At 72.7% G+C, this 11,906-nt stretch carries 11 protein-coding genes; 2 read left to right on the forward strand and 9 right to left on the reverse strand.

All coding sequences use genetic code 11. The annotated features are described in order from the left end of the window. The first annotated feature begins 535 nt into the window (after window positions 1-535). A complete protein-coding gene (locus ABZ371_RS04940; RefSeq protein ID WP_358673534.1) occupies window positions 536-1,135 on the forward strand; it encodes a TetR/AcrR family transcriptional regulator in 600 nt (199 codons plus the stop codon). A 177-nt stretch (window positions 1,136-1,312) separates the two neighbouring features. On the opposite strand, the gene ABZ371_RS04945 is transcribed toward ABZ371_RS04940, so the two are convergent. The 6 genes from ABZ371_RS04945 to ABZ371_RS04970 form a co-directional block, all read right to left on the reverse strand. Continuing rightward, window positions 1,313-2,125 carry an HAD family hydrolase gene (locus ABZ371_RS04945; protein ID WP_358673537.1) on the reverse strand — a complete coding sequence of 271 codons (813 nt, stop codon included), beginning with the start codon at window positions 2,123-2,125 and terminating at the stop codon, window positions 1,313-1,315. 87 nt (window positions 2,126-2,212) lie between these two features. Continuing rightward, window positions 2,213-2,662, reverse strand: a complete 450-nt coding sequence (locus tag ABZ371_RS04950) for a VOC family protein (RefSeq protein WP_358673540.1) — start codon at window positions 2,660-2,662, stop codon at window positions 2,213-2,215. A 61-nt stretch (window positions 2,663-2,723) separates the two neighbouring features. Then, on the reverse strand, window positions 2,724-3,215 hold the full coding sequence (locus ABZ371_RS04955; protein WP_358673543.1) for a hypothetical protein: 492 nt from the start codon (window positions 3,213-3,215) through the stop codon (window positions 2,724-2,726). 13 nt (window positions 3,216-3,228) lie between these two features. Beyond that, window positions 3,229-4,851, reverse strand: a complete 1,623-nt coding sequence (locus ABZ371_RS04960; protein ID WP_358673546.1) for an FAD-dependent oxidoreductase — start codon at window positions 4,849-4,851, stop codon at window positions 3,229-3,231. Between the two features lie 92 nt (window positions 4,852-4,943). After that, the gene (rarD, locus tag ABZ371_RS04965; protein WP_358673549.1) at window positions 4,944-5,987 is read right to left on the reverse strand and encodes an EamA family transporter RarD; all 1,044 of its coding nucleotides are present in this window, start codon (window positions 5,985-5,987) and stop codon (window positions 4,944-4,946) included. Window positions 5,988-6,176: 189 nt separating this feature from the next. Next, on the reverse strand, window positions 6,177-7,037 hold the full coding sequence (locus ABZ371_RS04970) for an SDR family oxidoreductase (RefSeq protein WP_358673552.1): 861 nt from the start codon (window positions 7,035-7,037) through the stop codon (window positions 6,177-6,179). 101 nt (window positions 7,038-7,138) lie between these two features. Here ABZ371_RS04970 and ABZ371_RS04975 point away from each other — a divergent pair, with 101 nt between their 5' ends. Further along, on the forward strand, window positions 7,139-7,546 hold the full coding sequence (locus tag ABZ371_RS04975) for a helix-turn-helix domain-containing protein (RefSeq protein WP_358673555.1): 408 nt from the start codon (window positions 7,139-7,141) through the stop codon (window positions 7,544-7,546). A gap of 48 nt (window positions 7,547-7,594) precedes the next feature. Here the strand turns inward: ABZ371_RS04975 and ABZ371_RS04980 are convergent, their stop codons facing one another. The 3 genes from ABZ371_RS04980 to ABZ371_RS04990 all read right to left on the reverse strand — a co-directional run bounded on the left by ABZ371_RS04980 (window position 7,595) and on the right by ABZ371_RS04990 (window position 11,729). Then, the gene (locus ABZ371_RS04980; protein WP_358673557.1) at window positions 7,595-8,659 is read right to left on the reverse strand and encodes a 2-oxoacid:ferredoxin oxidoreductase subunit beta; all 1,065 of its coding nucleotides are present in this window, start codon (window positions 8,657-8,659) and stop codon (window positions 7,595-7,597) included. Continuing rightward, the gene (locus ABZ371_RS04985; RefSeq protein WP_358673560.1) at window positions 8,652-10,607 is read right to left on the reverse strand and encodes a 2-oxoacid:acceptor oxidoreductase subunit alpha; all 1,956 of its coding nucleotides are present in this window, start codon (window positions 10,605-10,607) and stop codon (window positions 8,652-8,654) included. Before ABZ371_RS04985 ends, ABZ371_RS04980 begins: the two co-directional genes overlap by 8 nt. A 462-nt stretch (window positions 10,608-11,069) precedes the next feature. Beyond that, window positions 11,070-11,729, reverse strand: a complete 660-nt coding sequence (locus ABZ371_RS04990; protein ID WP_358673563.1) for a response regulator transcription factor — start codon at window positions 11,727-11,729, stop codon at window positions 11,070-11,072. Between the last annotated feature and the right edge of the window lie 177 nt (window positions 11,730-11,906).

Below are 11,906 nucleotides of genomic sequence, written 5' to 3' on the forward strand. Positions count from 1 at the left end.
GCGCAGGCGGCCCGGGAGCGAGGGGCCTGGGCGCGGGGCGGAGGGCCCGGGGGGACGGGTCCCGACCCGGAGGGCGCGGCGGGAGGCGGACGCGGATCACCGGGGTCCGTCGGCCCCGGGGGCTGCCGGGGCGGGCGGGCGGTCGGCACCGGCAGCCCGGCGAAGGTTCGGGTGCGAGGGAAGTTCGGGTGCCGCCGTGTTGTGCCTTCACCCGGCGGCAGCGGACCGGCAGGGCTGCGATCCGCGCGTTCGTGGGTCACGCGGTCCGGCGTCCTGTGCGGGCCGCGCGTCTGCGGCGGCCCGGGCGCGATTCTCGGCCAGGGGCGCACCGCCCGAGGAGACGACCAGGTGGCCGGTTCGCGCCGTCGGCCGGTCGAGCCGTCCCCCGATCGGCTCGTCGCGGCACGAACGGCACGAACGGTGTAAGGCACGGAACGCGCACGACACGGTACGTTCCGTTTCTACCTCGTCATTGTTCGACTTCTGGCGACGAGCTGTCAACAAGAGGTGGCCGGAATCCCCCTATGCTCACCGAATGATCACATCGCCGAGTTCCGGTCGCCGCAGCGAGCGATCACGACGGGCGACGCTGGACGCGGCTCTGGAGCTGTGCTCGGAGAAGGGGTACGGCCGGGTCACCGTGGAGGCCATCGCCGCCCGCGCCGGCGTGAGCAAGAAGACCATCTACCGGTGGTGGCCGTCGAAGGGCGCCGTCCTGCTGGAGGCCTTCACCGAGGCGCTCGTCGGAGCCACGCCCTTCACGGACTCCGGGGACATCGCGGCCGACCTGCGCACCCACATCAACAGCGCCGTCCAGCTCATCTCGACAGCACCGTACGGACCGGCCTACGCGGGCATCCTCTCCGAGATGCACCACGACGACGAGCTGGCCCGGGCCGTCCGCGAGCAGCTCGTCGACCCCCGTTTCGAGGCCGCGCTGGGACGGCTGCGCAGCGCGCGGGAGCAGGGGCAGATCCCGGCCGGTGCCGACCTCCCCCTGGCGGTGGAGATGCTGTACGGCCCCGTCTACTACCGCCATGTCCTGCGCAAGCCCCCTCAGGACGAGGCGGCCGTCGCCGCTCTGGTGGCCCACGTCCTGCGGTCCCTGGGAGCGGCCCCGGGGGACGTGGACTGACGCGGGGAGCCCGTCCGGGCCTCCCCGCGCCTGTCCGGGCGGGCCCTTCCGCGCCTGCCCGGGCGGCCCGGTCTCCCTCGCGCCTGCCAGGGCAGGCCGGGGGTGTGCCGGGCGGCACCTGGGCGAAGCCGGGGGAGGGCCGGGTGGGTCCCGCCCCACCCCATCCCGCCCCACCCCTCACCTCCGGCCGAACAACCGCTCCAGGACCACCGCCACCCCGTCGTCGTCGTTCGACAGGGTGATCTCGTCCGCGGCGGCCCGCAGCTCCGGATGGGCCCCCGCCATCGCCACCCGGTGGCCCGATCGGCGGAACATCGGCAGGTCGTTCGGCATGTCGCCGAAGGCCACCGCCCCGGCCGGGTCGCGGCCCAGGATTTCGGCGGCCAGGCCGAACCCGGTCCCCTTGTCCACGCCGTGGGGCGCCAGCTCCACCGTGCCGGGACCCGCCATCGTGACGGTCGCCAGATCGCCCACGACCGCACGGGCGGCGGCGGCCAGCTCGTCGTCCGTCAGCCGCGGGTGGCGCACCAGGACCTTGATGACCGGGGCTTCCCAGAGCTCACGCCGGTGCCCGGTCCGCTGGGCCGGGAGCGTGGGGTGGGGCATCAGGTAGCCGGGCTCGATCAGGGTCCTGCCCTCGGTCCCGTCCTGGTCCACGGCGGCGAACACCGGCCCGACCTCGGCCTCGATCTTGCCGAGCGCGGTGTCGGCCAGTTCCCGGTCGAGCGTGCGCGAACTCAGCATCCGGGCGGAGCCGGCGTCGTACACCTGGGTGCCCTGCCCGCAGACCGCTAGGCCCTCGTAGGAGAGGTCGGCGAGCAGGGCGCGTATGCCGGGCACCGGCCGCCCCGTGACGATCAGATGCGGTGCGCCGGCCGATGCGGCGCGGGTCAGGGCGGTTCGGGTGCGGGCGCTCACGGTGTCGTCGGAGCGCAGGAGGGTGCCGTCCAGGTCGGTCGCGACGAGGCTGTGGGCGGGTGGGGTCGACATGGGCCCAGCGTAGGAGGCGCGGGCCCCCGGACGGACACCGCCGGCCCGAGGGCCTCTCCCCGCCTCACGGAGCGGACGGCCCGCCTGTCACTGCACGCAGAACTCGTTGCCCTCCGGGTCGAGGAGGACCTGCCACGAACCGCCCGGCTCCTCGACGCTGCGCAGCACGCTCGCCCCCAGGGACACCAGCCGCTCCACCTCCGCGTCGCGCTGCCCGGGGGGCGCGTGCACGTCCAGGTGGAGACGGTTCTTCACCGTCTTGGGCTCCGGTACGCGCTGGAAGAGCAGGCGGCGCCCCAGACCGGTGCCGCTCCCCTCCTCGTACGGGTCGTCCGGGTGCCGCACCGCGACGAGGTCGCGGAACGCGTGGCGCCCGTGGGACTCGACCACGGCCGCCCCGGGCAGGGCCCCGGCCTCCAGCAACCGGCCGATCAGGGCGCTGTTGTCCTCGACCAGGTATCCGAGGGCCTCGGCCCAGAAGTCGGCCTGGCCGTGCGGGTCGTTGGCGTCGATGACGACTTTCCAGTGCAGGGTCATGCGACCGTTCATAGCGGGTGCGCCGTCGGACCGGCAACACGATCGCCGGGAGCGGGCCGATTTACGCCGTGCGGGCGTCCGGGAGGGGGCCACGGGCCGGCGGGCAGGCGCCGCAGGCGTGTGCGTCGGCCGAGGCGAGGAGGGTCCCGGCGGCTTCGCGGACCGCCGGATCGCCGTGCCCGGCCAGCCGCTCGGCCGTCGGCCGGCCCACCAGCACGGCCGCGTGCGCGGCCCGCGTCCACTCCGGCCGGTGCGCGTGCCCGTGCGCGTGCGCGTGCGCGAGGATCGTACGCAGGAGGTCGAGCACCCCCGCGCGGTCCCTCACCGTCTCCGCGTCGGCCAGTTCCCACAGGAACGGGACGGCGGCGACGGTCGAGTCGAAGAGCGCCCCGGCGCCTATCCACCGCCCCAGGTCGCCCAGCGCGTCCCCCGCCGACTCGCCGTCGCCCCAGGCGATCCGCGACAGCAGGCCGGGGACCTGGGACGCCGACCCCTGGGCGTGACGCAGTTCGTGCCACCGGACGTGCCTCATGTCCCCCAGAAGCGTTTCCATCCCGGGCACTCGATCAGCCTTTGCGCGCGCCGTCCACCATGTCCGCGGTACCCGTCCGATCCGCCCGGGGAGCACGGTCGAGCGCGTCGAGGTACCCCAGCACCGCCGCGGTGTCGCCCGCCGTCGCGATCAGCCCGACGTGGTTGTCGGGGCGGATCACGACGACGGCGTCCTCCTCCACGCCGTACGCCGACCGTGCGTGCCCCGCGTCGTCGTGCAGTCCCGCCGGGCCGCCCGGGGAGGCGGGGGTCGCCTCCCCGGGGCCGTACACCCGGTACGCCCGCACGGTGTCCCCGTGGGCGGCGACCGCCGCCTCCAGCGCGTGCGCCGCACCCGCGCCGAAGCCGAGCACGGTGAGGTGCGGTCCGGCGAACGCGTGGAAGAGGCGGATCGGTGCGCCGGTGACCGCCTCGCGGCACGGGGCGTCGGGCGCCCGGTCGCCGGACAGCGGGCCGCCGGCCCCGGCCCTGTGTCCGGGGCGCGCGAGGGAGCTCCACCGGTAACCGCGGTCGAGACCGGCCGTCTCGGGGGTGACCGCGCTGTCCAGCCCGCCGCCCGGCTTCCTGATCGCCTCGAGCGTGGCCCGCAGCCGCTCGGAGGTGAGGTCCAGTGTCCAGGCGGCGACCGGGAGCCGCTCCTCCTCGTAGGTGTCGAGCAGCCCGGGGTGCGCCCGGCCCCGCACCACCTGTGCGAGCTTCCAGCCCAGGTTGTAGGCGTCCTGGATGCCGGTGTTCATGCCGAGGCCCCCCGCGATGGAGTGCACATGGGCGGCGTCCCCGGCGAGGAGGACCCGGCCCACCCGGTAGCGGTCGGCCATCCGCACGTTGACGCGGTACGTGGACAGCAGCGTGGCGGCGGTGAGGTGTGCGGCGGGGAGCCGGGTGTGCCGGGCGAAGAGGCGCCGGAAGCCGTCGTGGCTCGGGGCGAGCGGGCGGCCCCGGGAATCCCGCTCGGGACCCGACTGGTACCACCAGCCGGCCCGGGTGCCCGGGATCGGGCACAGCATGACGGCCCCGTCCTCGTCGAACCACTGGTGCCAGACGCCCCGGTCCAGGACGCCCGGGGTGATCTCGACGTCGCCGCAGACCATGACCTGCTCCTCGTCCGTCGCCCCGTCGAACGGGACGCGGAGCAGTTTCCGTACGGAGCTGTGGGCGCCGTCGCAGCCCACCACGTACCGTGCGGTGGCCCGGGACCCGCCGGCCAGCTCGGCGGTCACGGCGGTGGCGCCCTCCGTGAGCCCCACGACCTCGGTGCCCAGCTCGACCTCCACGCCGTAGGCCGCGAGGCGGTCGCGGAGGACCTCCTCCAGCCGCCACTGGGCGATGAGCCGCCCCCGGTCGTAGGGCGCGTCCGGCGTCGGGGAGGAGTCCGCGTACGGGTCGGTCTCGGTGACGGGGAGGCCGTCGCGGTACTTGCGCATGGGGAGCGGCGCCGATCCGGCGGCCAGGACCGCGTCGACGACGCCGAGGTCCTCCAGCACCTCCAGGGAGCGGGCGTTGGGGCCCTTGGACCGGGAACTGCGCGGATGCTCCGGCGACCTGTCCAGGACCCGTACGGCGATCCCCCGCCGGGCGAGGTCGCACGCCAGGGTCAGTCCGGTGGGGCCCGCGCCCACGATCAGTACGTCGGTCATCGCCATCTCCCAGGTTCGAGTCGTCCGGAACCAGGGAAACGTAACCAAGTAATAAAAGCAACTCGGTAACGACAGGGTGCGCCGACTCCGGCCTACCGCGGGGCGGCCGGGCCCGTGGCCGGATCCTTGGTGGACGCCGGCGACGGCGGGGTGGCGGGGTCCGTGCGCTCGTCGGCCGCGTAGGCGGAATCCGTGCCGGTCGGTGCCGTGACCTCGGCCGCCCGCACGGCCAGCCGCAGCGCCTGCGCCCTCGTGCGCCGCGCCGTGCGCAGCGCGTCCCAGGTCAGCAGCATCAACGCCACCCAGACCAGGGCGAAGCCGGCCCACCGCTCGGGCGGCATCTCCTCGTGGAAGTACAGGATGCCGAGGGTGAACTGGAAGACGGGCGCCAGGTACTGCAGCAGACCGAGCACGGACAGCGGGACCCGGATGGCCGCCGCCCCGAAGCAGACGAGCGGGATCGCGGTGACGAGACCCGTCGCCGCGAGCAGGGCGCCGTGCCCGGCCCCGCCGGCCAGGAACGTCGCGTCACCGCGTGCGCCGAGCCACAGCAGGAATCCGAGCGCGGGCACGAACAGCACGGCGGTCTCGGCGGCCAGGGACTCCAGGCCGCCCATGCCGACCTTCTTCTTCACCAGGCCGTACGTGGCGAAGGAGAACGCCAGGGTCAGCGAGATCCACGGCGGCTGCCCGTACCCGACCGCCAGGACGAGCACCGCGGCGAAGCCGGTCGCGACCGCGGCCCACTGGGCGGGCCGCAGGCGCTCGCCGAGCAGCAGGACGCCCATCGCGATCGTCACCAGGGGGTTGATGAAGTAACCGAGCGACGCCTCGACCACGTGGCCGTTGTTGACGGACCAGATGTACAGGCCCCAGTTGACCGATATGACGGCGGCGGCGGCCGTGATCAGGCCCAGCTTCCGGGGCTGCCGCACGAGCTCCCCGATCCAGGCCCAGCGGCGCAGGGCGAGCAGGGCGATCCCGACGACGCCCAGCGACCAGACCATCCGGTGGGCGAGGATCTCCACCGCCCCGGACGGCTCCAGCAGCGGCCAGAAGAGGGGGACGAGGCCCCACATCCCGTACGCCCCGACTCCGTACAGCAGGCCCGCCCGCTGTTCGTTCTTCCCCTTCACGGGTCCCTCCTGGCACTGTCCGGCGCCGGCGATCGGCCGACCGCTCGACGGTAGCGCCGGAAGGCCCCGGTGTCATACCCGTCTCACGGTAACGGTCGTGACAGGGTGGTCCGGGCATGCCTCCGGCGGCAGGCGGGGGGCGCCTCGGGGAGGGCGGATGTCCGCGCGAGGTGCCTCAGGGCGTGCCTCTCACAGGGCGGCCACCGCGGCGGCCACCGTCTCGGCCATGGGGGTCGTCGGGCGGCCGATGAGGCGGGCCAGGTCGCCGGTCGTCCCCGCGAGCAGCCCGCGCCGGACCGCCTCGTCGACGTCGACGAGGATCGCCGCGAAGTCCTCGGGGAGCCCCGCCCGGACGAGGATCTCCTGATGCGTGGCGGCGGGCACGTCGGAGTAGGTGATCTCCTTGCCGCTCGCCGCCGCCACCGCGTCGGCGTACTCCGCCAGGGACCAGGCGACGTCACCGCTCAGCTCGTACGTCGCGGCGAGGTGCCCCTCGCCGGTGAGGACCGCCGCGGCCGCGGCGGCGTAGTCGGCCCGGGTGGCGGAGGCGACCCGGCCGTCACCGGCGTTCGCCACGACGGTGCCGTGCCGCAGGACGGGGGCGAGGTTCGCCGTGTAGTTCTCGGTGTACCAGCCGTTGCGCAGGAAGGTGTACGGGAGCCCGGAGTCGAGGATCAGCCGTTCGGTCACCTTGTGTTCGGCGGCCAGCCGGAAGTCGGCGTCCGGGCCGCCCAGGACACCGGTGTACGCGAGCTGCGCGACCCCCGCGGCCCGGGCGGCCCCGATCACGGCGGTGTGCTGCGGAACCCGCCTGCCGACCTCGTTGCCGGAGATCAGCAGCACCCGGTCACCCGCCCCGAAGGCGTGGGCGAGGGTCTCCGGCCGGTCGTAGTCGGCGACGCGGAGGCGGACGCCGCGTGCGGCGAGGGCGGCGGCCCTGCCCTCGTCGCGGACGACCGCCACGACCTCCCCGGCCGGCACCGTGGCGAGCAGCCGCTCGACGACGAGACGGCCGAGCTCGCCGGTGGCTCCGGTGACAACGATGCTCATGGGGTTTCTCTCCTGTGCGCTGGTCCGTGCGGGCTTCGTGCACTCACCGTAAGTCGGGCGCTAACCAAATGAAAGTACCCACTTTGAAGTAAGGTACTGGCATGAGCGTGAGTGCGACGAGCCAGGAGGCCGCGGGCGGGGCGCCCCGCTGGGTCCCGGACGTGAACCGGCCGGTGTGCCCCTCCCGGGTGGTGCTGGAGCACGTGACCAGCCGCTGGGGGGTCCTCGCACTGGCCGCGCTGCTGGAGCGTCCGTACCGCTTCGGCGAGCTCCGGCGCACGGTGGGCGGCGTCAGCGAGAAGATGCTGGCCCAGACGCTGCGGACACTGGAGCGCGACGGTTTCGTGCACCGCGACGCCAAGCCGGTGATCCCGCCGCACGTGGACTACTCGCTGACCCCGCTCGGCCGGGAGGCCGCGGAACAGGTCTGGGGGCTGGCCCGCTGGGCGGAGCACCGGCTGGACGCGGTGGAGACGGCACGCGAGGCGTACGACGAGGCCCGGAGCTGACCGGTCGGGCCGGCTCCGGGCCTGTGGGGCGGACGTCGTGCGCGGGGGTCAGCCGACGACGGTCCAGGTGTCGCCACCCGCCAGCAGCGCGCTCAGGTCGCCCTTGCCGTGTTGCTCGATCGCGGTGTCGAGCTGGTCGGCCATCAGGGTGTCGTAGACGGGACGCTCGACGCTGCGCAGCACCCCGATGGGGGTGTGGTGCAGGGTGTCCGGGTCGGCCAGCCGCGAGAGGGCGAAGGCGGTGGTGGGGCTGGGGTTGTGGGCGTCGTGGACGAGGATCCGGGACTGGTTCTCCTCGGTCACCGTCACGACCTCCAGGTCGCCGGTCAGCGGATCCCGGACGACACCCTTGCCCCCGTCGGCCCCGAAACGGATCGGCTTGCCGTGCTCCAGGCGGATGACGGCCTCCTCGGCCCTCTCCTTGTCCTTGAGGGCGTCGAAGGCGCCGTCGTTGAAGATGTTGCAGTTCTGGTAGATCTCCACCAGTGCGGTGCCCGGATGGTCCGCGGCGGCCCGGAGCACGCTCGTGAGGTGCTTGCGGTCGGAGTCGACGGTGCGGGCCACGAAGGACGCCTCGGCCCCGATCGCCAGCGACACCGGGTTGAAGGGCGCGTCGAGCGAGCCCATGGGCGTCGACTTGGTGACCTTCCCGACCTCGGAGGTGGGACTGTACTGGCCCTTGGTGAGCCCGTAGATCCGGTTGTTGAAGAGCAGGATCTTGAGGTTGACGTTGCGGCGCAGGGCGTGGATGAGGTGGTTCCCGCCGATGGACAGGGCGTCGCCGTCACCCGTGACGACCCACACGCTCAGGTCACGGCGCGAGGTGGCCAGCCCGGTCGCGATGGAGGGCGCCCGGCCGTGGATCGAGTGCATCCCGTAGGTGTTCATGTAGTACGGGAAGCGGGACGAGCAGCCGATGCCGGAGACGAACGTGATGTTCTCCTTGGCCAGCCCCAGCTCGGGCATGAACCCCTGCACCGCCGCCAGGACCGCGTAGTCACCGCAGCCCGGGCACCAGCGCACCTCCTGGTCGGACTTGAAGTCCTTCATGGACTGCGCACCCTCGGCTTTGGGCACCAGGTGGAGGAGTTCGTTGGCGTGGACGTCAGGCACCGTTGGCCTCCTTGAGGGCTGTGGCGAGCTGCTCGGCCTTGAAGGGCATTCCGTTGACCTGGTTGTAACTCCGCACGTCCACGAGGTACCTGGCCCTCAGCAGACTGGAGAGCTGTCCGAGGTTCATCTCCGGGACGACGACCCTGTCGTAGCGCTTCAGCACCTCCCCGAGGTTCTTCGGGAAGGGGTTGAGGTGGCGCAGGTGGGCCTGTGCGATGGTCTCGCCCGCGGCGCGCAGCCGGCGGACCGCCGCGGTGATCGGCCCGTAGGTCGAACCCCAGCCCAGGGCGAGGGTGGTCGCGCCGGCCGGGTCGTCGACCTCCAGGTCGGGCACCTCGATGCCGTCGATCTTGGCCTGGCGGGTGCGGACCATGAAGTCGTGGTTGGCCGGGTCGTAGGAGATGTTCCCGGTGCCGTCCTGCTTCTCGATCCCCCCGATCCGGTGCTCGAGCCCCGGGGTCCCCGGTACGGCCCACGGCCGTGCCAGCGTCCTGGGGTCGCGCTTGTAGGGCCAGAACACCTCCGTGCCGTCGGCGAGCTCGTGGTTGGGGCCGGTCGCGAACTGCACGCGCAGGTCGGGCAGGCTGTCGATCTCCGGGACCCGCCACGGCTCCGACCCGTTCGCCAGGTAGCCGTCGGACAGCAGGAAGACCGGCGTGCGGTAGGTCAGGGCGATCCTCGCCGCGTCCAGGGCCGCGTCGAAGCAGTCAGCCGGGGTCCTGGGCGCGATGACCGGGACGGGGGCCTCGCCGTTGCGGCCGTACATCGCCTGGAGCAGGTCCGCCTGCTCCGTCTTCGTCGGCAGGCCCGTCGAGGGGCCGCCGCGCTGGATGTCGACGATCAGCAACGGCAGCTCCAGCGAGACCGCCAGGCCGATCGTCTCCGACTTCAGCGCCACCCCGGGCCCCGAGGTCGTCGTCACCGCGAGGGACCCGCCGAACGCCGCACCGAGTGCCGCGCCGATCCCGGCGATCTCGTCCTCGGCCTGGAACGTCCGCACCCCGAAGTTCTTGTGCTTGCTCAGCTCGTGCAGGATGTCCGACGCCGGGGTGATCGGGTACGACCCCAGGTACAGGGGGAGATCCGCCTGCCGGCCCGCCGCGATGAGCCCGTAGGACAGGGCCAGGTTCCCCGAGATGTTGCGGTAGGTACCGGTCGGGAAGGCGTGCGAGGCCGGAGCGACCTCGTACGAGACGGCGAAGTCCTCGGTCGTCTCCCCGAAATTCCAGCCCGCCTTGAAAGCCGCCACGTTCGCCTCGGCGATGACCGGCTTCTTCGCGAACTTGGACCGCAGGAACTTCTCCGTGCCCTCCGTCGGACGGTTGTACATCCAGGAGAGCAGCCCGAGCGCGAACATGTTCTTCGACCGCTCGGCTTCCTTGCGGGAAAGTCCGAACTCCTTGAGGGCCTCGATCGTCAAAGTCGTCAACGGCACCGGATGCACGTTGTACGCGTCGAGCGATCCGTCTTCCAGCGGCGACACCGCATAGCCGACCTTGGCCATGGGGCGCTTCGTGAACTCGTCCGTGTTCACGATGATGTCCGCCCCGCGCGGCACGTCGGCGATATTCGCCTTCAGTGCCGCCGGATTCATCGCGACCAGCACATTCGGGGCGTCACCCGGCGTCAGGATGTCGTGGTCCGCGAAATGCAGCTGGAACGACGACACACCCGGCAGGGTTCCGGCGGGCGCCCGGATCTCGGCCGGGAAGTTCGGCAGCGTCGACAGGTCGTTCCCGAACGAAGCCGTCTCCGAGGTGAACCGGTCACCCGTCAACTGCATGCCGTCACCCGAGTCCCCCGCGAAACGGATGATCACCCGGTCCAGGCGGCGGACTTCCTTCTCCGCGGCGCCCGTCCCCTCGGCGGAGGGGACGCTGTGCTCCCCGACGACGGCCTCGCTGGCCTCATCGGTCTTTCCGGCTGGGCTACTGACCTGGCTGGTCACTGAACTGGACCTCCCTCGGGGCGGCGGCTCGGGACCGGCCGGCCCGCGGGCGGTCCGGGCCCCACCCTACTTCTGTAAGGGTCGCCTTCCTCGGACCGATCATATGGTGGACGGGAATCCAGGACATGAATTCATCCGACTCCGTCCCATTTCACAAGCCCCGGCCGACCGCCGGGACCGCCTCCCGACTCAGCCTTTCGACCTAGGCCTGCCGTTGCGGATCAGGTTCCGCATAGGGCTCCCCGTCCGGTTCCGGATCAGGCTCCCGATCGGGTTCCGGATCGGACTCCGGGCAGGGCGCCGAATGCGGCTCTCATTCATGTTTTCCCGAGGCTCGGGGTGGGTATTGCGAAGCGGCTGCGGACGGATTATCGATCATGTTCTCGCGGCGCGGCTCCGCGGGCGCGGCGGCCGCTCGGGTTCCGGATCACGCCCGGTCGACCATGCCGTTCCCGTGACGCGTCAGGAGTTGAGATAGGTGAGGACCGCGAGCACACGCCGGTGGTCCCCGTCGCTGGGGGACAGGCCGAGCTTCATGAAGATGTTGCTGACGTGCTTCTCCACGGCCCCGTCACTGACCACCAGCTGCTTGGCGACCGCCGAATTCGTCCGGCCCTCCGCCATCAGGCCGAGGACCTCCCGCTCGCGCGGCGTGAGCCCGGCCAGTACGTCCTGCTTGCGGCTGCGGCCCAGCAGCTGGGCCACCACCTCGGGGTCCAGCGCGGTCCCGCCCTGGGCCACCCGCACCACGGCGTCGACGAACTCCCTGACCTCGGCCACCCGGTCCTTGAGCAGGTAGCCGACGCCCCGGCTGCTGCCCGCCAGCAACTCGGTGGCGTACTGCTCCTCGACGTACTGGGAGAGCACCAGCACGCCGATGTCCGGATACTCCTTGCGCAGCCGTACCGCGGCCCGCACACCCTCGTCGGTGTGGGTCGGCGGCATCCGCACATCCGCGACGACGACGTCCGGGAGCGCGTCCAGCGCGGCGAGGTCACCCACCGTCCTGATCAGCGCCTCGGCATCCCCCACCCCCGCCACGACGTCGTGCCCCAGGTCGGTCAGCAACCGGGTCAGCCCCTCCCGGAGCAGTACCGAATCCTCGGCGATGACGACCCGCACCCTGTCCTCCACGACGGTTGTGTCCCCCACTGTCGGTCCCGCTCCGCGCACGCCGCTCGGCGCGGCGCCCCTGCTTTCCCCCAGCATCCCAGCATCCCTGCGCGCACGGGCCCCGCCCCGCGGATTCCCGCCGGCGCCCCGCCGGGGAACGTGCCGCAGTGCCCCGGCGGCCATGGG

It is taken from the genome of Streptomyces sp. NPDC005899 (assembly GCF_040629645.1).
Lineage (GTDB): Bacteria > Actinomycetota > Actinomycetes > Streptomycetales > Streptomycetaceae > Streptomyces.

Coding starts and splice junctions, on each gene's coding strand:
- ABZ371_RS04975 (WP_358673555.1), top strand. CDS start 7,139: ATGAGCGTGAGTGCGACGAGCCAGGAGGCCGCGGGCGGGGCGCCCCGC.
- ABZ371_RS04955 (WP_358673543.1), bottom strand. CDS start 3,215: ATGGAAACGCTTCTGGGGGACATGAGGCACGTCCGGTGGCACGAACTG.
- ABZ371_RS04940 (WP_358673534.1), top strand. CDS start 536: ATGATCACATCGCCGAGTTCCGGTCGCCGCAGCGAGCGATCACGACGG.
- ABZ371_RS04950 (WP_358673540.1), bottom strand. CDS start 2,662: ATGACCCTGCACTGGAAAGTCGTCATCGACGCCAACGACCCGCACGGC.
- ABZ371_RS04945 (WP_358673537.1), bottom strand. CDS start 2,125: ATGTCGACCCCACCCGCCCACAGCCTCGTCGCGACCGACCTGGACGGC.
- ABZ371_RS04970 (WP_358673552.1), bottom strand. CDS start 7,037: ATGAGCATCGTTGTCACCGGAGCCACCGGCGAGCTCGGCCGTCTCGTC.
- ABZ371_RS04960 (WP_358673546.1), bottom strand. CDS start 4,851: ATGACCGACGTACTGATCGTGGGCGCGGGCCCCACCGGACTGACCCTG.